At 65.2% G+C, this 19,138-nt stretch carries 15 protein-coding genes; 6 read left to right on the forward strand and 9 right to left on the reverse strand.

All coding sequences use genetic code 11. The features are described 5' to 3' along the window. The first annotated feature begins 269 nt into the window (after window positions 1-269). Complete coding sequence (locus AB7532_RS05320) at window positions 270-4,385, forward strand: sensor domain-containing phosphodiesterase (RefSeq protein ID WP_441233774.1); 4,116 nt, start codon at window positions 270-272, stop codon at window positions 4,383-4,385. Here the strand turns inward: AB7532_RS05320 and AB7532_RS05325 are convergent. From AB7532_RS05325 to AB7532_RS05345, 5 genes are all read right to left on the reverse strand, one after another. Continuing rightward, entirely contained in the window at window positions 4,359-4,700 is a 342-nt protein-coding gene (locus AB7532_RS05325; protein WP_441233775.1) for a hypothetical protein, read from the reverse strand. The genes AB7532_RS05320 and AB7532_RS05325 overlap by 27 nt on opposite strands. A 223-nt stretch (window positions 4,701-4,923) precedes the next feature. Continuing rightward, a complete protein-coding gene (gene galE, locus AB7532_RS05330) occupies window positions 4,924-5,916 on the reverse strand; it encodes a UDP-glucose 4-epimerase GalE (RefSeq protein ID WP_441233776.1) in 993 nt (330 codons plus the stop codon). Window positions 5,917-5,941: 25 nt separating this feature from the next. Continuing rightward, the gene (locus AB7532_RS05335) at window positions 5,942-6,745 is read right to left on the reverse strand and encodes a WecB/TagA/CpsF family glycosyltransferase (RefSeq protein WP_441233777.1); all 804 of its coding nucleotides are present in this window, start codon (window positions 6,743-6,745) and stop codon (window positions 5,942-5,944) included. After that, the gene (locus tag AB7532_RS05340; RefSeq protein ID WP_441233778.1) at window positions 6,738-9,116 is read right to left on the reverse strand and encodes an exopolysaccharide transport family protein; all 2,379 of its coding nucleotides are present in this window, start codon (window positions 9,114-9,116) and stop codon (window positions 6,738-6,740) included. The genes AB7532_RS05335 and AB7532_RS05340 overlap by 8 nt, the downstream gene beginning before the upstream one ends. Window positions 9,117-9,395: 279 nt before the next feature. Further along, window positions 9,396-10,193 carry a methyltransferase gene (locus tag AB7532_RS05345; RefSeq protein ID WP_441233779.1) on the reverse strand — a complete coding sequence of 266 codons (798 nt, stop codon included), beginning with the start codon at window positions 10,191-10,193 and terminating at the stop codon, window positions 9,396-9,398. 396 nt (window positions 10,194-10,589) lie between these two features. Here AB7532_RS05345 and AB7532_RS05350 point away from each other — a divergent pair, with 396 nt between their 5' ends. Then, window positions 10,590-11,618, forward strand: coding sequence for a glycosyltransferase family 2 protein (locus AB7532_RS05350; RefSeq protein WP_441233780.1), 1,029 nt, complete (start codon window positions 10,590-10,592; stop codon window positions 11,616-11,618). A 15-nt stretch (window positions 11,619-11,633) separates the two neighbouring features. On the opposite strand, the gene AB7532_RS05355 is transcribed toward AB7532_RS05350, so the two are convergent. Beyond that, complete coding sequence (locus tag AB7532_RS05355; RefSeq protein ID WP_441233781.1) at window positions 11,634-12,626, reverse strand: glycosyltransferase; 993 nt, start codon at window positions 12,624-12,626, stop codon at window positions 11,634-11,636. A gap of 243 nt (window positions 12,627-12,869) precedes the next feature. Between AB7532_RS05355 and AB7532_RS05360 the strand changes: the two genes are divergently transcribed. The 3 genes from AB7532_RS05360 to AB7532_RS05370 all read left to right on the forward strand — a co-directional run bounded on the left by AB7532_RS05360 (window position 12,870) and on the right by AB7532_RS05370 (window position 16,594). Beyond that, window positions 12,870-13,937, forward strand: coding sequence for a glycosyltransferase (locus AB7532_RS05360; protein WP_441233782.1), 1,068 nt, complete (start codon window positions 12,870-12,872; stop codon window positions 13,935-13,937). A gap of 39 nt (window positions 13,938-13,976) precedes the next feature. After that, window positions 13,977-15,341: an O-antigen ligase family protein gene (locus AB7532_RS05365; protein WP_441233783.1), complete on the forward strand. Its 1,365-nt coding sequence runs from the start codon at window positions 13,977-13,979 to the stop codon at window positions 15,339-15,341. A 119-nt stretch (window positions 15,342-15,460) separates the two neighbouring features. Continuing rightward, window positions 15,461-16,594 carry a GNAT family N-acetyltransferase gene (locus tag AB7532_RS05370; protein ID WP_441233784.1) on the forward strand — a complete coding sequence of 378 codons (1,134 nt, stop codon included), beginning with the start codon at window positions 15,461-15,463 and terminating at the stop codon, window positions 16,592-16,594. Window positions 16,595-16,598: 4 nt separating this feature from the next. Here AB7532_RS05370 and AB7532_RS05375 read toward each other — a convergent pair whose 3' ends face one another. Next, on the reverse strand, window positions 16,599-17,138 hold the full coding sequence (locus AB7532_RS05375) for an RBBP9/YdeN family alpha/beta hydrolase (RefSeq protein WP_441233785.1): 540 nt from the start codon (window positions 17,136-17,138) through the stop codon (window positions 16,599-16,601). Window positions 17,139-17,260: 122 nt separating this feature from the next. Here AB7532_RS05375 and AB7532_RS05380 point away from each other — a divergent pair, with 122 nt between their 5' ends. Then, entirely contained in the window at window positions 17,261-17,737 is a 477-nt protein-coding gene (locus AB7532_RS05380; RefSeq protein ID WP_441233786.1) for an Lrp/AsnC family transcriptional regulator, read from the forward strand. Between the two features lie 53 nt (window positions 17,738-17,790). Here AB7532_RS05380 and wrbA read toward each other — a convergent pair whose 3' ends face one another. Both wrbA and AB7532_RS05390 read right to left on the reverse strand, forming a co-directional pair. Beyond that, complete coding sequence (gene wrbA / locus AB7532_RS05385; protein ID WP_441233787.1) at window positions 17,791-18,390, reverse strand: NAD(P)H:quinone oxidoreductase; 600 nt, start codon at window positions 18,388-18,390, stop codon at window positions 17,791-17,793. Between the two features lie 48 nt (window positions 18,391-18,438). Next, on the reverse strand, window positions 18,439-19,137 hold the full coding sequence (locus tag AB7532_RS05390; RefSeq protein ID WP_441233788.1) for a pirin family protein: 699 nt from the start codon (window positions 19,135-19,137) through the stop codon (window positions 18,439-18,441). Window position 19,138: the final 1 nt, after the last annotated feature.

Here is a 19,138-nt window from a genome sequence, read left to right on the forward strand (position 1 = left end):
GGTCGGCGATTGTTGGGAGCCATCGTCTCAAAGCGCGGGAGCGATATCAATCTCCCGCAAACCAACACAGGGCTGCAAATTCGTAAAGCGAACGGGCCTTTGGTCGAAGATTCCTCCCGCGCGGCGGTATTCCCGACAGTTTGGCGCCGGTTATTCGCTGCTCGTTCACTTTGATCGAGGGTTTGCAGCGCGCAATAACGACCACTTAGGCGATGGCCGTTCATAAAGCACCCGGGAGAATTTGGCAGAAATGCCGGGGAGTTAAGATCGTGCAGACGACCCTCGCGCGCACCTTTGCAGCGTTGAGCGCCATCAACGAAGCGATCCTCTACGCGAAATCGCCGGACGAGCTGTACCAGAAGGTCTGCGACGCCGGCTTCGCGAGTGGGGACTTCATGGCCGTCGCCGTGTTCCTCGTGGAGCCGGACAGCTGTCGGCTGCGCTTTGCCGCCGGTTGCGGTGATGACGTGGCTCGGCTGCGTGCGATCGAGATCACGACGGAATCAGGCACACCCGAAGGAACGGGTGTCGGCGGCGAGGCGTTTCGCAGCCAGAAGCTCTGCATCAGCAATGACTACTTGAACGACGCCCGCTCGCTGGCGTGGCGCGAGGGCGCGGCGAGGGCGCATATCGGTGCGGCGGCGGCGATGCCGCTGCTCTGCAACGGCAGGAGCGTCGGCGTGCTGTTCGTGACCCGCAGCGAGGCCGGCTCGCTGAGCGAGCAGATGGTGTCGCTGTTCGAGCGCATGTCCGACAACATCTCTTACGCTCTGGACAATTTCGCGCGCGAGACCGCGCGGCAGACCAGCGATCGGGCGACGCGGCGGCTCAACCGCATGTTCGGCGCGCTCAGCGCGACCAACGAAGCCATTTTGCGCGCGAAGACCGAGCAGGAATTGTATCAGCTCGTGTGCGACGCCTCCGTGCACGGCGGAAAGTCGCTGGCGACCTTCGTTCTGCTGAAGGAGCCGGACTCGCATTGGCTGAAGCCCGTTGCCGGCACCGGCGAGAATCTGGAGATCGTGGCCCGGACTCACTATTCCGTCGACCCCGAGAACCCCTACGGCAGCGGCATTTCCGGCGAAGTGTTCCGGACCCAGAAGCCTTATGTCGAACGCGATCTCGCGCGTCGCACCCAGGGAACGCCGTGGGAGCAGGCCAATATCAACACGGGCGTTGCCGCCTGTATCGCGGCTCCCCTGATCCGGCACGGCCAGAGCATCGGCGTGATCCTGTCCTTCCTCAGTCAGTCCTGGGCGAAGGACGACGAGATCGTGGCCCTCATGCTGCGCATCGCGGAGAACGTCTGCTTCGCCATCGACAATTTCGACCGCGAGGCGGAGAAGGCCCGGATCGCCGAGGAAGAAGATCGCCTGGCGCGCATGTACGCGGCGCTGAGCGCGACCAACGAGGCGATCCTGCGTGCGCGTTCGCGGGCCGAGCTGTTCGACCTCGTTTGCGAGGCGACGGCGAAGGGCGCCAAATTCACCTCCGCCAACATCGCGCTCGTTGACCACGACGCCGAGTTGCTTCGCGTCGTCGCCTGCTACGGACCGAACGCGGACACCGTCCGCACTTTCAAGTTCTCGACGTCGGATCAGGTTCCCGAGGGCCGCGGTCTGACAGGGACGGCGTTCCGCACGCGCCGGCCGGCCGTCAGCAATGACGTGCTGGCGGACGATCGTATCAAGCCCTGGCAGGCCAGCGCCCTTCGCAACGGGATCGCTTCGTCCGCAGCGCTGCCGCTGTTCAACGGCGATCATGTCGAAGGGGTGTTCCTGTTCAATTCCCCGGAACGGGATACGTTCACGCCGGAATTCGTCGAGCTGCTGCAACGGCTCCAGGCCAACGTCGCTTTTGCGCTCGAGAGTTTCGAGCGTGCCGACGAGAAGGCGAGGGCGGAGATGCAGCGCAACCGTCTTCAGGGCATGCTGGAGGCGCTGAGCGCGACCAACGAAGCGATCATGCGCGTGAAGACCCGCGCCGAATTGTTCGAAGCCGTGTGCGAGGCAGCCGTGCTCGGCGGCACGTTCACGTCCGCCACCATCGCGATGGTCGATCCGACCGGGCGTCATCTCGACATCGCCGCCACCAAGGGCGAATGCCGCAGCGACGTCGAGAACTGGCGATTTGCGACGTCCGCAGATGAAGTTGAAGGGCGGGGCCTCGCCGGCACTGCGTTTCGCACCAGGGCGCCTTGCGTCGCGAACGAACTGCTCAGCGACATTCGTGCGACGCACTGGCGCCGGGTCGCGCGCGAGCAAGGCACGAAATCGGGCGGCTGCTTTCCCCTGCTGAAGAACGGTACCGACGCCGTCGGCGTCCTGCTGTTTCTCTCGCCCGACGAAGGCACCTTCACGCCCGACCTCATCCAGCTGCTGGGGCGTCTCGCCGAGAACGTTTCCTTTGCGCTCGACAATTTCGATCGGGCCGAGGAGCGAGCGCGGACCGAGGCGCAGAAGGAGCGCCTGACCCGCATGTTCGCGGCGCTCAGCGCCACCAATGAAGCCATCGTGCGCGCCAAGTCGCGTGCCGAGCTGTTCGAGCTGGTGTGCCAGGCCGCGTCCACCGGCGGCAAGTTCACCTCGACGACGATTGCGTTGGCCAAGGCCGACAGCGATCAGCTCGCGATCGTCGCGTCCGCAGGGCCGTCAGCCGAAACCACGCGAAACGTTCGCCTCTCCGTCGACGCCGACCGGCCTGAGGGCCGCGGCATGAGCGGCACAGCGTTCCGTACCCGGCAACCCTGTATCAGCAACGATTACGTCAACGACAGCCGGGTCACCGCCTTCCATGCCGTGTTGCAAGGCGACGGTGCGCGCTCCGGCGCGGCGTTCCCGCTGATCGCGCACGATACGCCCGTCGGCGTCATGATCTACATGTCGATCGAGCAGGAGACCTTCACCACCGAATTCGTCGAGCTGTTGCAGCGTCTCGCCGACAACGTCTCCTTTGCCATGGAGAATTTCGACCGCGCCGACGAGAAGAACGAGGCGGATGCGCGGATCGAGTATCTCGCATCGCATGACAGCCTGACCGATCTGCCCAACCGCGAGACTTTCAACGCGCTGCTCCATCAGGCGATCGACGACGCTCATCGCCGCGATCACCGCTTCGCCGTGCTGTTCATCGATCTCGACCGCTTCAAGGTCATCAACGATTCGCTCGGTCATGAGGCCGGCGATCTGCTCCTGCTGGAAGTGGCGAACCGGTTGCGCAGCGCGCTGCGGGCAAGCGACGTGGTCGCCCGCCTCGGCGGCGACGAGTTCGTGGTGATCCTGGACCAGTGCGGCGAGATCGACGAGGTCCAGCGCATCGCGACCGGGCTGCTCTCGGCGCTCGCCGAGCCGATGGAGCTGGCCGGCCACGAATGCCACACCACCGCCTCGATCGGCATCGCGATGTATCCGGCCAATGGCTCCGACGCGCAGACGCTGACCAAGAACGCCGACATGGCGATGTATCTCGCCAAGGAAGACGGCAAGAACGGCTATCGCTTCTTCTCCAAGGAAGTGACGACGCAGTCGATCGAGCGGCTGTCGCTGGAGAGCGCGCTGCGCCGGGCGCTTGAGCGCGAGCAGTTCTCGCTGAACTACCAGCCCAAGGTGGACATGGAGACCGGCCAGATCACCGGCGTGGAAGCGCTGTTGCGCTGGACGCACCCCGATCTCGGCAGCATCTCGCCGGCGCAGTTCATTCCGCTCGCGGAAGAAACCGGGCTGATCGTTCCGATCGGCCGCTGGGTGGTGAAGGAGGCCTGTGCGCAGGCCATGGCCTGGCAGCGCCGCGGCCTGTTGCCGGTGTCGATGGCGGTCAACCTGTCGCCGCGGCAATTCGTCGACGAGCATCTGTTGCAGGACGTCGACGAGGCGCTGGCGGCCTCCGGCATGTCGCCGGTGCTGCTCCAGCTCGAAGTCACCGAAAGCATGATGATGCGCAATGTCGGCCGCGCGCTGAAGGTGCTCGACGCCATCCAGAGCCGCGGCATTCGCCTCGCCATCGACGATTTCGGCACCGGTTATTCGTCGATGTCGCTGATGAAGCATTTCCCGATCGACACCATCAAGATCGACCGCTCCTTCGTGCGCGACCTGCCGCAGGATTCGGAAGACCAGGCGATCGCTCAGGCGATCATCAGCATGGGCAAGGCGCTCGGCATGACCGTGGTCGCCGAAGGCGTCGAGAACGCCGAGCAGGAGGCGTTCCTGCGCACCCATGGCTGCGACGAGATGCAGGGCTTCCTGATCGCCAAGCCGTTGCCGGCGCGCGAGATGGCCGAGCTGCTGCGGCCGATGGTGCTGCCGGTCTCGCCGCCGCTCCAGCCGGAGCCGGATCACGCCGCCACTGACGCTGCGGCGTTACGGCTGAAAAGCGCTGTCGTCTGACGGCTGCGGTTGCAGCTCGTCGGCGTCGTCTTCCTTGATTTCCGCCTTGCGCGGAAAATCATCCGGCCAGGTCTGCGAGGTTTGCTCGGCGAACAGCTCGAGGACGGCATGCGCACCTTCGGCAAAGCTCGAGCCGTCGCCGAGGCCCAGCTCACAACACCACGCGTGTCGCATCGGTTCGTTCGCGTCGAACACCGCCATCGCCGGTCCCCACCACCAGGCCGGTGCCGGCGAGCGTTCGTCCTCGGGCACGGCGTGCCAGAGGACGAGCTCGTCCATCACGCGCTCGAATTGCAGGCTTGCGGCCTGATGCATTCGCTCCGTGCTCCCTTGGGCCGCGCCTGAAAGCAGGCCGATGCGCGGACTCGATGGTGGCCTTTGCTGTGAAGAATCGGTCGCGCTATTGGCTGAGCTACGCAGGCCGCTTCCATTGGCGGCCATAAGAGCAACATGCGGCGGTCGGGACATGCGCCGCCGCCGGCTGTGACAATCTCTTTAGCCGCTCGGAGGCCCGAACGGCAAGGCGTAATATGGGTGTCTAGCGCGGCTTCAGCGGATGCGCGGTCTGGTGCCAGGCCCAGGCGGTCCGGATCACCGAGGCGAGGTCGGAGTGACGCGGCACGAAGTTCAGCACCTTTCGCGCGGCGGAGGCATCGGCGACAAGATAGGTCGGATCGCCGGCGCGGCGCGGCTTCATGGTGTGCGGCACCTCGCGTCCGGTCTCTTGCCTGATGGCGTTCAGGATTTCGCGCACGGAGAAGCCCGAGCCGGTGCCGAGATTGAAGCTGCCGCCGGCATGTCCCGTTTCCAGCAGCTTGAGTGCCGCGACATGTGCCGCGGCGAGATCGGTGACATGGATGTAGTCGCGGATCGCGGTGCCGTCGGGCGTATTGTAATCGTCGCCGAACACCGCGAAGTCCACATGGCCCTGGAGCGCCATCATGGCGCGCGGAATGAGGTGGGTTTCGTTGTCGCGCAACTCGCCGATGCCGCCGGCCGGGTCGGCGCCGCTGGCATTGAAATAGCGCAGGCAGAACGCGCCGAAGCCATAGGCTGAGCGATAATCGGCAAGCATGCGCTCGATCATATATTTCGACGCGCCGTAGGGATTGATCGGCGCGCACGGAAAGTCTTCCGGCAGCTCCTTGGAATCGGCGTTGCCGTAGACCGCGCCGGTCGAGGAGAACACGATGCGCGTGCAGCCAGCATTCCGCATCGCCTGCAACAGCGACAGCGTGCCCTGGACGTTGTTGATGTAGTATTTCTGCGGGTCGGTCATGGACTCGCCGACGAGGCTTGCCGCCGCGAAATGCATCACCGCGGTGACCTTGTGGTCGGCAAAGGCGCGCGCCAGCGCCGCGCCGTCGAGCAAATCGCCGGCCACAAGCGGGCCGGACACGAAGCTGCGATGACCTGTCGAGAGATTGTCATAAACGACGGGCTGATAGCCGGCGGCGGTCAGGGCGCGGCAGGCATGCGAGCCAATATAGCCCGCGCCTCCTGTGACGAGGACGGTCGGTCGGTCGGTCATGTCGTCTTCTACTCTTCTCTTGATCTCAGCGACGGGGGCGGTTGCGGCTGAAGAGAAGATAGAGTGCGCGGGGGTTAGTGGTCAAATAGCGCCAGAACAGGCGGCGCGGCTCGAGCCAGGTGCGCCAGGCCCACTCCAGCCCGACCTTCTGCATCCACTGCGGCGCGCGGGACCGGCTGCCCGATAAAAAATTGAACAACCCGCCTGATGTCTTGATAACGCCAACATTGGTCATCAACGGCGTGTATTCCTCGACGAATGCCTGCTCATTGGGCACGCCGAGTGCGACCCAGAGGTAATCAGGCGCGAGCGCGTTGATCTCCTCGACTTTCGCGCGCAGGGCGTCACCGCGCAGATAGCCGTGGCTGTAGCCGACGATCTTGAGATCCGGATACATCTTCCGGACGTTCTCGACCGCAGCGGCGTTCTCTGCCTCGCTGGCGCCGAACATGTAGAAACTGCGGCCGAGCGCTTCGGCCTTGCGCGCGACGACGTGGAACAGGTCCGTCGTGGCGACGCGCTCGGGCAGCGGAAACCAGGATTGCAGTCTTGAGGCGGCTACGAGCGGCTGGCCATCCGCATTGATGAGGTCGGCGCCGCGAAACAGGCGTTCGGTCTCCGGCTCGGTCGAGCAGCGCGCCAGCACTTCACCGTTCGCCGAAGTCAGGTGCAGTGGACGGCCGATGCGATGACGCGGATCCGTGGCCTCGATCATGAAATCGGCGGTGGCTTCCAGATCGAGTGCGGCCATGCGAAGGCCACCGATGGTGATCCGCGGCACGTCGGCGGTTGCGGCCCGCCCGTCCAGATTCATGCGGCGCTCAAGCATATTGTCTGCCTCGCTGGCGCGCCTGGGTTGCCGGGGTGAGTTCGTCGAGCACGACGCCGGTGAGCTTGCGCTCGGCGCGGCCGAGCGTGTTCAGGATTTCTTCGAGGCCGTCGTTGATGTCGAGGCTGGTCGGCAGCACCGCCACCAGTGCGTCGGCATCGTCGAGCAGCTTGCGGCTGCCGGCGTCGAGCGGCGTCACCGGGCCGTCGAGGATCACGAGATCATAACCGCCGGCGGCGCGCGCCTGCTCGATCGCCTTGCGGATGGCGTCGGTGGCCTTGCCGGCATCGCTTTCGGCGGCCGGCAGCACCGAGATGCCGTTGACCGTCTTGATCTCGCGCGCGGCCTTGCTGCCGATCGACAGCCAGCCGAGCTTGCTCGGCTCGGTCTTGCCGGGACGGCCGATCTTGTTCGAGAACGGGTGCGCCTGATAATCGGCATCGATCATCAGCACGCGCGCGCCGTCGCGCGCCGCTGCGAGCGCGAAATTCAGTGCGGTCACGCTGCGTCCGATGGTCTCCCCGGCGCCGACCAGCGCGATGACCGGCATTGCCTTGCCGCCCGCGCGCCGGGACACCGTGACGCGCATGTCTCGCCAGGCGTTGAGCAGCGTCGTCAGCGGGAAGCCGGGACGCAGCGTCGGCCAGCCCAAGCGCGTGAGATCGACGCCGCCGCCGGTGGCGAGAATGGCGCCGAGCGTGTGGATGACGTCGGCCTCCTGAAGCCGCGCGATCAGGGGCTTTCCGATCAATGCATTGTCGTCCATCTCGGGCTGCAGCGAGGGCGCGGAAATTTCCGGCAGCGCCTGTGCAAACTCCGGAGCGCGTGGAGCCTGCGCGGGTGGAGCAATCTCCGGAGCCCGCGGTGGCTCCGGCGCGCGCGAAGCCTGTGGTGCCTGCGCGCGTTCACGGCGGGCCGGCGTCGGTGCCGCCGGTGCGGTAGCCCCGGCGAGCAGGAATTCGGCCGCGACGAACCAGCTTGCCGCGGCGAGCGCGCCGAACACGAAGCCGATCATCGCGAACATGCTCATCGCCGGCGGGAACGAGCGCCGCTGCGGCACGGTGGCTTCGCCGATGACGCGGGCCGCCGAGGTGTTCAGGGTCTCCTGCTCCTGCGTCTCGCGCGAGCGCTTGAGGAACGACTGATAGACGTCGCGGCTGGCGTCGGCCTCGCGCTCGAGCTCGCGCAGGCGCACGGCGGCCTGGCTGAGCTGGACGCTCTGCCGCTTCTGCGCTTCCAGTGCCCGGTTGAGCGAGGCTTCGAAGTCGCGGGCGCGGGTCAGATCGTTCTTGGCGGACTGGGCGAAGCGGTCGATCTCTTCGTTGATGGTGCGCTTGAGGTCCTCGACCTGCTTCTCGGTCTGGCGCAGCGCCGGATGGCGCGGACCGAGCTCGCCGGCCTGCTCCGCGTATTTCTTGCGGGCGTCGGCATATTGTGCGCGCAAATTCGCGATGGTCGGCGATTGCAGCGCTTCCGAATTCGCGCCGGCATCGGCCGCCGTGCGGCGGCTCGCCTCGATCTGGTCGAGACGTGCCTGTGCGTCCATCGTCGCCGCGCGGGCCGCGGAGAGCCGCTGGTTGCTGGCGGAGAGCTGCTGGTCGCTGATCAGCGCGTCCTGGGTGCCGACGAAATTATTCTGGGCCTTGTAGGTGGCAAGCGTGGTCTCGGCGGCGCGCAGCCGCTCGCGCAGCTCCTTCAGGCGGCCAGAGAGATCGTTGGTGGCGCGGCGCGCGGCCGAGGCCTGCGAGTTACGGGATTCGGCGAGATAGGCGCTGGTCAGCGTGTTGGCGAGCATCGCCGCCTTCGCCGGATCGGTCGACCAGACCTCGATGTCGACGATGAAGCTCTTCTCGGTCTTGCGGATGGTGATGTGCCGGTTCAGCGCGTCGAGCGCCGCGAGCTGCACTTCCTTCTTCTCCGCGGCGGAGGGCGCGGGCGGCCGAACGCCGATCAGGCCGAGCAGCGACGACATCAGGCTCCTGGCGTCGCCGCCGCCGCCGAACTCGGGGTCCTTGTCGAGGCCGGCCTGCTGGATCACCTGGAGCAGCACGCTGTTGGACGTGATCAGGCGCGCCTGGCTCTCCACCACCATGGCCATGCCGGAGACGTCCTGGGCGCGCGGCGTGAGCTCGCGGTCGACGAGCTGAAGCTCGCGCGGGTCGACATAGAGCTGGGCGGTGGCGGTGTAGCGGGGCGTTACGCTCTTGCCGACTGCGACGGCAAGCGTCGCACCGAGGAGCGCGGCCGCGGCAATCGCGATCTTCCGGCGCCAGAGCAGATTGACGAGCTCCAGCACGTTGAAGCCGGCCTGAGGCCTCTGCTGCTGGGTCTCCGGTCCGGCCCGATCTATCGGCTGGTTATAGTCAAGCATGATCCCCAGCTTTCATTCCAACTGCCGCAGGCTGAGGGGTTACTCTTCGCTCTACGCCACGCACCCGCGATATAGGTGCCCAATCAACGCAACAGGGAAAATTAACCATACTCAGTGAGGGACTATTCACCGAAATGGCAAACAAAGCGTTTAAGCGGGGGCCACTCTTCGACACGTCACGGTGACGCTGGAGTCCTTCAGAGATTAACGGTTCGTTACCGCGCGTCACGTCGCGGCGAAGCTTCGCTTCTCCGGCGCTGCGCTGCGCGGGCATGGCCGTCAGCTTTTCCGCAGGATGACGTGATAGTCGCCGCGGCGGACGTCGGTGCCGCGCGGCAGCACGGCGTTGAGCATCGAGGCGCCGGCATCGACCAGGGTCGCGAACAGCGGCTTGCGCCGGCGCATCTCGGGATAGCGCGGGCTCTCGACCTCGCGACGGTAGATCATCTCGAGGCCATTGGCGGCCGCGAACGCTGCGAGCCGGGGCAGCGTCACCAGCGGATGGAAGAAGGTCGGGAACGGCGGCTCGCCGGGCAGGCCGGCATCCTTGATGCCGCGGATGTTGCGGTAGAACCAGACGTGAAACCAGTGCGGCGAATATTTGGTGACGACACCGGACAGCGAGCGCGGATTGGGCGCACCGATCAGGATCATGCCGCCAGGCTTGAGCGCGTCGCGAAAATTGAGGAGCGCGGCGTCGACATGGGGCAGGTGCTCGATCACGTTGTAGCAGATCACGAGATCGAAGGTCTCGCGCCCGAAGCTGTAAGTCTGCACGTCGCCGAGGATGGCCTCATCCGCATAGGTGTTGTTGCGGACCTGGTCCTCGTCGATGTCGACGACGGTGACGGTGCTGCGGCTCAGCAATTCCGGAGGCAGGACGCTGCACGAGCCGCCGCCGGCTTCATAGGTCGCGAGCTGGCCCTGCGGCAGCTCGCGGCGCAACACATCGTGGACGGCGAGCAGGCTGTCACGGGCCTCGCCGGGGACGAGGTCGTGCAGCGCCTGGACGGGTGCAGCAGTGGGGATGTTGATCGCCGTGGCTGTCGCGAAATCGATCGTGGCTGGCTTGTTCATTTTTTCTGACCGCGCTTGTTCGACTTAAATTTACAGGAAAAATCCCGCCATCCCGAAGAGCAATCTGATGCCGCGCCGCTCCACCGGTCGCGGTGCTTACGGTCGGGTTAATGCGGACCGTCGTTAACTACGGCATTGTCCATGTTGGACTGCTGCCGGCGCAATGGACTGCGAATTGCACTATCACGCATGCTGGGTTTTGCAGGAGAAACACGCGAAAGCGGTTAAGTGGATGAATCGCGGGAAGATCGCCGCTGAAGCGCCGGTACGCGCTTCTCGCGGGTTGTTCATTTTGGGACGTGTCTGTCCCGCGGCAATGTGCCGTCGCAGGACAAACACGATTCCTGCGTGATCGATGCAGGGCTTTTTCAATAAATCTCGGACATCTAGAAGGCTATGACGCTCATCCCGACAGACCTTTCCGCCAGCCGGATCTCGGATGCCGTGCACGATCCCAACCGGGAGATGGTGGCGAGCTCCCGGATCATCGACCTGTCGGTCGGTATCGTCGTCTGCATTCCCTGCTTCCGCCGGCCCCAGCATCTGCGGCTGACACTGGACTCGCTCGTCAGCCAACGCACCCCGCGCTCCTTTGCCGTCGTCATGGTCGAGAACGATGCGACGGGGCGCGAGAGTGCGCCGGTGGCCGCGGAGTACCTTGCCGACGGCCGGCTCCAGGGCGTTTGCCTGATCGAGACGCGTCAGGGCAATTGCCAGGCGATCAACGCCGCGTTCGAGACGGCGCAGGCGCTGTTTCCCGCCGCGACCCGTTTCCTGATGATCGATGACGACGAGATCGCCTCGCCCGACTGGCTTGAGCTGATGGTCCGCACCGAGGAGGCGACCGGCGCTGATGTGGTCGGTGGGCCGGTGCTGCCGGTCTTCGACGACGACAGCAAACCCTGGCTTGCACGTCACCCCGCCTTCTGTCCCGCCTATGATTACAGCGGCGCCGTGCCGCAAATCTATGGCTGCGGCAATTGCCTGATCACGCGCGCCGCATTCGAGCGGTTCGACAAGCCCGCCTTCGACTTGCGCTTCAATTTCCTCGGCGGCGGCGACTGTGATTTCTTCGTGCGGTGCCGCGACGCCGGCATGGTCTTTCATTGGACGGCAGAGGCTATCATCACCGAGACCGTACCGCAGAATCGCACCAGCTCCAGTTGGATCGCCAAGCGCGGCCTGCGGATCGGCGCGATCAATTATCGAGTGCAATACAAGGCTGCGCAGAGCTCGGGCGCGCGGGCGCGGGTGTTCGCGCAGATGCTCGGACGGTTGCCGCTGTCGCTGGTTCGCTCCGCCCGCCTGCTGACGACATCGAAGGCCGTCGTCGCGATGCATCCGGCGCTGGTCGCGCTCGGCTCCATGCTGGCAGCGTTCGGCTTCGCGCCGAAGCCCTATGAGGCCTCGAAGATCGTATCGTGACGCTGTAGCGAAGAGTTAGATGCCGAAGCGGGCGAGGGCTGTTCTGGCCATTGCGCGCGGCAACGCCTTGAGCGAGCGCCGGCCAACCATCCCGAGATAGCCGAAAGCATCGCGATATCTGCCGACGCGGACTGCCTGCATCGCAGAATAGGTGATCAGATGAAGCTCGGCCGCCAGGCGCAGTTCTGCCGTGGTGCCCTCAGGCAGTCGCGCCATGATCAGGCCATCGTCGAACACACGGGCGATCGCGGGGAAGAAGTCCTGCGGCGTCCGTACTGCAGCGTTCATCGTGTTGGTCGTGTGCAGGCGATAGTCGAGCAGGAGCTCCGGCGCGAACTCGAACTCGCCGATCGCCGCAAGACGGCACCAGCAATGCCAGTCCTCGCAATATCTGAGCGCGGTGTCGAAGCCGCCGATGGCGCGGAAGGCCTCCGCACGCGCGAGGGCGACGCCGCCATTGACGATGAAATTGCCTCTTGCGAGCCGGGACAGCACGTCGCCTGACGGCTTGCGGCGTCCTTTCAGCAGGCCGCGGCGGCCGATCTGCTGTCCTTTGCTGTCGATCGTGTTGTAGTCGCCGTAGACGAGCACCGCGCGCGGAGCGCCGCGTGCCGCTGCGAGCAGCGCCGCCACTGCGCCGGGGCGCAGGCGGTCGTCGGCGTCGAGGAAGAGCAGCCATTCCCCGTTCGCATATCGCGCGCCGAGATTGCGCGCGGCCGATACGCCGGCGGAGTCGTTGCTCATCAGGCGCAACCGCGGATCGCGAATGCCCCGGACGATGGCGGTGGTGTCGTCGGTGGAGCCGTCGTCCACGACGATCACTTCGCCCACCTCGCCCTGCGCCAGTGCGCTGGCGAGGGTTTCGCCGACATAGGCTGCGACGTTCTTGGCGGGAATGACGACGGACACCGATGTGGTCGAGCTCGCCGGCTGCGGCTGGCGCAACGCCGGGACGATGCGCGTGGTGGCCGGTAGATCGAGAATTTCTTCGGCGGTGATCTGAGCCACGGCTCGCCTTTAAGAGTCTGTTAACCAGGGCGCATTTGCAAATGGATGATGCGATTGATCGCAGCATGGGCCCGCTTGCGAATGATACCCGCATTACAGCCGAATCGTTGCCGGGAAGGTCTGCGTGCGCTTGGTTTCGTCAATTAGCGTTAAGCCGCTGGCATTAAGCCTGTCGCAAAGTTGGATGAGTGCGACAGCCGGTCTCATGCGAGAATGCGGACCTGATTGTCGCGGATGGATCCGGTGCCCGCAAAGACGTTCGAACACGACCCAGACGCGATGGTCCTCAACCTCTTCTACGAGGACAAGGACGATCGCTGGTTCCCAGGCGACCGGCATCTGCGGCGCATGGCGCGCCGCATGCTGCTCGGCGAACCGCGCATGAGCGGACAGCTGCGCGTGTTCCTCAATCTCTGTGCAGGACTCGACCGGCTCGGCATCCGCTACCGCGTCAACGATTACGGCCATATCGCGCAGCATCCCGACGAGCTTGCCTGCATCATCGGCCGCACCTTCCTGCTCGACAAGTTCGCGTGGAAGAACCCGATCCTGCTTGGAGTAGCCGCCCACAATCATCCGCTCGACGATCCCGATCTGTTCAAGCGCCTGCCGGTGAAGAAGGTCGTGGTGCCCGGCCCATGGTATGTCGACATGTACCGGCCGTACTGGCCGGACACGGAGGCCTGGCCGATCGGCATCGACACGGATCTGTGGGCGCCGTCGCCTTCGTCGCAAAAGACTGTCGATGTCCTCATCTATGACAAGGTCCATTGGGACCGCGAGCGCTATGCGCCGGAACTGATCGAGCCGGTCCGCGAGCGCCTGCGCAAGGAAGGCCGCTCGTTCACGGAGCTGCGTTACGGCAGCTACAAGGAGGAGGACTATCAGGCTGCGCTGGCGCGTTCGCGCGCGATGATCTTCCTGTGTCAGAACGAGAGCCAGGGCATCGCCTACCAGCAGGCCTTGTCTTGCGACGTGCCGGTGTTCGCGTGGGATCCCGGCGGACCGTGGCGTGACCCCGACTATTATCCACACCGCGTCCAGTTCGCGCCGGTGTCGTCGGTGCCGTACTGGGACGAGCGTTGCGGCGCCAAATTCCTCGACGTCGCTGGGTTCGAGGCAGGCTGGGACAGTTTCTGGGCCGGATGCGCCACCGGCGCGTTCGATCCGCGTGGCTTCGTGCTCGACAACCTCACGCTGGAGCAGCGCGCGCTGCAATATTACGAGATCGCGCGCAGCATCGTGCGGCCGCAGGCGGCGTCACAGGCCTCGGACGTGCTGGTTGACGGATGCTTAACAGGGACAGGCTAAGAGTTCGAATTCCCCCGGCTTCACCATTTGTCTCGAGCCATGGATCGCAGCGCCACTGACATCACCGACGTCGAGGCCCGATCGCTCGCTCACGTGCTGCGTGACGGGCTTGCGGGACTCAATGCCGTGCGGGCCGCGCGCTGCCTCGTTGCCGTTGCGGCGCTGCTGCTGGTGCTGATCACGCTCGATCCGTTTCCCGACCTGCGCAACGAGGATGTCACCACCGTCGTCGGCGGGCGCATGGCGCTCACTTACATCTCCTGGGGCCTCCTGGCCGCGATCGCGATGCTGTTCGCCGCCGCGACCGACGCGCCGGCGCTGAAGAGCCTGGTGACACCGCTGCATCTGTGTCTCGTCGGCTGGCTTGTCATCAACATCGTCTTCTCCGAGAGTCGTGGCGTCTCGATCCAGCGCTTCGTGCTTGCGGCCAGCGTGACGTCGCTTGCCGTGCTGTTGCCGTTGCTGCCGCCGACGCAGCGCAGCTTCAATCTGTGCCTTGGCAGCGCCGCGCTCGTGCTGCTGGTGCTGTGCTATCTCGGCGTCTTCCTCGCGCCCGAATATTCAATGCACACTGCGCTCGACCTCACCGAGCCGCAATTGGCCGGCGATTGGCGCGGCAGCTTCGGACACAAGAACGTCGCCTCGCCCGTGATGACCATCCTGGTCTATGTCGGCATTTATCTCTGCGGTGTCGGCTCGTTCGTGATGGGTCCGGCAATCGCTGCGCTGGCCGGCATCTTCCTGATCTTCACCGGCGGCAAGACCTCGTCGGTGCTGTGCCTTGCGATCTACGCGCTCGCATCGCTGGTCTATGTGACACGAAGCCTGTGGCTGAAGCGGCTGATCTGCTTCGTGCCGCTGATCGTGATGAATTTGCTGACGGTCGGCAGTGTCCTGAGCCCGGCGCTCGGGGCGATGACGCGGATGCTTCCGCTCGATCCCACTTTCACAGGTCGGTCCGCGATCTGGGAGTTCGCGCTCGCAGCCGTCGCCGAGAAACCGGTCATCGGTCACGGCTACGCGGCGTTCTGGGACGACGTGACGGCGCGGCAGACCGCCCAGGGCTCCGAATGGGCGACGAGCGCCGCGCACAGCCACAACAGCTATCTCGATCTCGCGGTCACCATCGGTCTGCCGGGGCTGTTGCTGGTGATTCTGGTCTTCGTGCTCGCGCCGCTCGGCAATTTCCAGTCAGCCCAGACTCACAACCGCAGCAGCGCATTGGCAAAGCTGTTCCTGACCGTGTGGCTGTTCGGACTCTATTACGGGGCCACCGAGACCTTCCTGCTCGAACGGCAGAATCCGATTTGGTTCATGTTCGCGCTTGCCGTCGCCGGCCTGCATTTTCTTGCCAGGTTCCAATGCGTCGCGCCGACGGAACCCAATCCGGAATTCAAGCGCTGACAGCTTGTCGCAGCCGGCAGCGATGGTGGCACCACCTTAACGATAAGCTGCGACGTCACTTGTGGCCTGCGACAAAACATAATCTATCTGGAAACATTCAGTAATCGTATGTCCCGCGGATGACGTTCCTCAGCGTCCAGCAACCAAATGGCCTTGTATCCAGCACGTCGGGAATCGTGATCGATTTCGTGCGTGACTGGCGGCGGGCCGCATCGCGCCTGAATGCGGGACTTCGGACCGCGTTCCAGCATGGCCATTGGCTCGGCGCCTGGTACGCGGCGTTCCACGATGTTGCGCCGCTGATTGCCGTGATCTCCGATGCCGCGACCGGCAAGGACATCGCGGTGGTGCCGCTGATCAGCCACAACAGGCGCGGCATCCGCATCGTCGAGTTCGCCGACCTCGGCGTCTCCGACAACAACGCGCCGATCCTGGCGCTCGATGCCGATCTGGACGCGGATGCCATCAACAAGGCGCTGGTCGACGCGCTGCGCGCGCTGCCCGACCGCTTCGATCTGCTGCGCCTGAAGAAGATGCCGGCCCATGTCGGCGGCAGGCCGAACCCGCTGGTGTCGCTGGGCCGGATCGGATCCTGCTCGCTCAACGGCAATCTGGTGCTGACCGGCGACCATTACGAAGACTATCAGGCCTCGATCAAGCGCATGCAGATGCCGCGTTGCTGGCGGGTGTTCACGCGTCATGAGGGCGCGCGGTTCGAGATCGCCACCGATGTCGCGCGGGCGCACGAATTGCTCGACGTGATGGATGTCCAGCAGCAGGCGCGGATGCACAAGCTTGGCTCGCGCTTCGTCCTCAACGACGCGACCCATGCGCAGTTCTATCGCGAGGTCACCCGCCAGGGTATCGCGGAAGGCTATGCCGTCATCTCGGCATTGGTTTGCGACGAAGGCGTTGTCGCAACCACGCTTGGCGTCAGATCTGGCGCGACCTATTTCCTGCTGCGGATCAGCCACGCCGGCGATTCATGGTCGAGCTGCTCGCCGGGATTGCTCGTCACCGAGCGCACCATGGCGGCGTTGCATGCGCAGGGCGTGCGCCGCTTCGACCTCAGCATCGGTAACCAGGACTACAAGCGCCGCTTCGGCGCCGACAAGGTCGCGCTCACCGATGTCAGCATCGCGCTGTCCTGGCGCGGTGCGCCCTATGCATGGCGCGATCATGCCGCGCAGAACCTGCGCCGCTATCCCAGGCTTGCGGCCGTCGCCACCCCGGCGCTGCGCAAGATGCGCTGATTGGTCATCTCGCAAGGCCTGCACTGAAGGCATCCAGCAACGCCCGCCCTTGCGGCCAGTCACCGATCCCGCTCGACGCATTGATGTGGCCGCGTGCGCCCAGCACGATCAGGCCGGACTGCCAGGCGCGTGCGCGCTGCCGCGTAACGTCGATCTCGCCATAGGGATCGTCCGTGCTGGCGATGACGAGCGACGGGAATCGCAGCGCGCGATCGGGGACCGGCTTGAACGCAGCCGCTTCCGCCGGAAAATCGGCGCCATCGGGATCGGGCACTGCGACCAGAAACGCGCCGGCGATCGCGGACGGATAGCGGGCGGCCCAGTGCGCCACCAGCAGGCAGGCGAGGCTGTGTGCGACCAGCACCGGCGGCTTCGTGCAACGCCCGACCTCCTGCTCCAGTGCCTGCTCCCAATCGTCGAGGTCGGGCCGATCCCAGCTCGCCGGCTGAAATCGCCTGAAGCGCTCGTCGCGGCGCTCCCAGAGCGTCTGCCAATGGGCGTCGCCGGAGCCGCCGAGGCCGGGCAAGGTGATGATGTCGTGCATGATCGTCCCGTGATATCTGAGATGGACGCGCAGTGTGGCCGGTCCCGCTGCTGCGTGACATGGCAGATCATCGGCCAAATCGATCATCTGCCGATGATCTCAAGGTGGAATGGAGAGTTTTGTTGGATCGCTTCGGGAGCATTGATGCCAAGGATCTGAAAATCCTGGAGGCGCTGCAGGCCAATGCGCGCGTGCCGCTGTCCGAGCTTGGCCGTTCGGTCGGGCTGTCGCAGCCGGCGGTCTCCGAGCGCGTCAAGCGGCTCGAGGAATCCGGGATCATCGAGGGCTACGGCGCCCGGATCAATCCGCGCGCGCTCGGTCTCGGCCTGATGGCACTGGTGCGCCTGCGCACCACGCACGAGCACATCAAGACCTGCCTGAAACGGTTCGCCGAGATTCCCCACATCATCGAGGTCCATCGCGTCACCGGCGATGATTGCTTCGTGCTCAAGGTGCTCGTTCCGGCGCCGGAAGACCTCGAGACGATCGTGGACCGCATCGCCGGCTTCGGCGCCGTTACGACCTCGCTGGTGCTGCGGAGCGAACCGCTGCGTCCGATCGGGCGCGATCTCGTGAGGAAGAAGAACGAGCGGAGTTGAGGGCGGCATTCCCGAACGAGAATGTCGCCCCCGCCTCGCATCAGTGATGCAGCTCAGCCATGAAGTTTCCTGGCGGTCTCCGCGATCTGGCGGCCCTGGTAGCGCGCGCCTTCGAGCTCGTTGGCGCTGGGCTGGCGGCTGCCGTCGCCGCCGGTGATGGTGGTGGCGCCGTAAGGCGAACCGCCGGTGACCTCGTCGAGCTTCATCTGGCCGGCGAAGCCGTAGTTCAAGCCGACGATGGTCATGCCGAAATGCAGGAGGTTGGTGATGATCGAGAACAGCGTCGTCTCCTGGCCGCCATGCTGGGTCGCGGTCGCGGTGAAGGCGCCGCCGACCTTGCCGTGCAGCGCGCCCTTGGCCCAGAGCCCGCCAGCCTGGTCGAGGAAGTTCGCCATCTGCGAGGCCATGCGGCCGAAGCGCGTCCCGGTGCCGACGATGATCGCGTCGTAATTGGCGAGCTCCTCGATTTTGGCGATCGGAGCAGCCTGATCGACCTTGTAATAGGACGCCTTGGCGACCTCGGCCGGCACCAGCTCGGGCACGCGCCTAATGTCGACGGTGGCGCCGGCTTCGCGCGCACCTTCAGCGACGGCATTGGCCATCGCTTCGATGTGGCCATAGGCGGAATAATACAGCACGAGAACTTTGGTCATGGTGGTCTCCGTTGAATGATGAGTTGAGTTGTTTGCCGTGAGCGGCGCTTACGCCGCGTCGACGAGCACGAGCTCGGTGTCTTCCAGGGCCGTGATTGTCAGCCGCTCCTCGTCGCGGATCGCGGCGCCGTCGCGGGCGTTGACGCGGACGCCGTTGATCTCGACTGAACCGGCTGCGGGCACGAGATAGAGATGCCGCAACCTCTCGGGCGCATACTCCGCGCGCTCGCCGGCCTTGAGCGTGGTGGCGAGCACCCGCGCGTCGGCGCGGATCGGCAGCGCATCCGTGTCGCCTGCGATCCCGCTGGCGATCGTCACCAGCTTGCCGGAACGGTCAGCCTTGGGGAACGGCTTCGAGCCCCAGGTCGGCTGTCCGCCGCGTGTCGTCGGCTCGATCCAGATCTGGAAGATCCGGGTCTGCGTCGGCTCGAGATTGTACTCGGAGTGACGGATGCCGCTGCCGGCGCTCATCACCTGCACGTCGCCCGCCTCGGTGCGGCCTTCGTTGCCGAGGCTGTCCTGATGGGTGATCGCGCCTTCGCGCACATAGGTGATGATCTCCATGTTGGCGTGGGGATGGGCTGGAAAGCCGGTGTTCGGCGCGATCTCGTCGTCGTTCCACACCCGCAAGCTTCCGTGACCCATGTTGTTCGGGTCATAATGGCTCGCGAAGGAGAAATGATGCCTGGCCTTGAGCCAGCCGTGATCGGCGCCGCCGAGCTTGTCGAAGGGTCTGAGTTCGATCATC

Source organism: Bradyrhizobium sp. 930_D9_N1_4, from assembly GCF_052076015.1.
Lineage (GTDB): Bacteria > Pseudomonadota > Alphaproteobacteria > Rhizobiales > Xanthobacteraceae > Bradyrhizobium.

Coding starts and splice junctions, on each gene's coding strand:
- AB7532_RS05325 (WP_441233775.1), bottom strand. CDS start 4,700: ATGCATCAGGCCGCAAGCCTGCAATTCGAGCGCGTGATGGACGAGCTC.
- galE (WP_441233776.1), bottom strand. CDS start 5,916: ATGACCGACCGACCGACCGTCCTCGTCACAGGAGGCGCGGGCTATATT.
- AB7532_RS05335 (WP_441233777.1), bottom strand. CDS start 6,745: ATGCTTGAGCGCCGCATGAATCTGGACGGGCGGGCCGCAACCGCCGAC.
- AB7532_RS05340 (WP_441233778.1), bottom strand. CDS start 9,116: ATGCTTGACTATAACCAGCCGATAGATCGGGCCGGACCGGAGACCCAG.
- AB7532_RS05345 (WP_441233779.1), bottom strand. CDS start 10,193: ATGAACAAGCCAGCCACGATCGATTTCGCGACAGCCACGGCGATCAAC.
- AB7532_RS05350 (WP_441233780.1), top strand. CDS start 10,590: ATGACGCTCATCCCGACAGACCTTTCCGCCAGCCGGATCTCGGATGCC.
- AB7532_RS05365 (WP_441233783.1), top strand. CDS start 13,977: ATGGATCGCAGCGCCACTGACATCACCGACGTCGAGGCCCGATCGCTC.
- AB7532_RS05370 (WP_441233784.1), top strand. CDS start 15,461: ATGACGTTCCTCAGCGTCCAGCAACCAAATGGCCTTGTATCCAGCACG.
- AB7532_RS05375 (WP_441233785.1), bottom strand. CDS start 17,138: ATGCACGACATCATCACCTTGCCCGGCCTCGGCGGCTCCGGCGACGCC.
- wrbA (WP_441233787.1), bottom strand. CDS start 18,390: ATGACCAAAGTTCTCGTGCTGTATTATTCCGCCTATGGCCACATCGAA.
- AB7532_RS05390 (WP_441233788.1), bottom strand. CDS start 19,137: ATGATCGAACTCAGACCCTTCGACAAGCTCGGCGGCGCCGATCACGGC.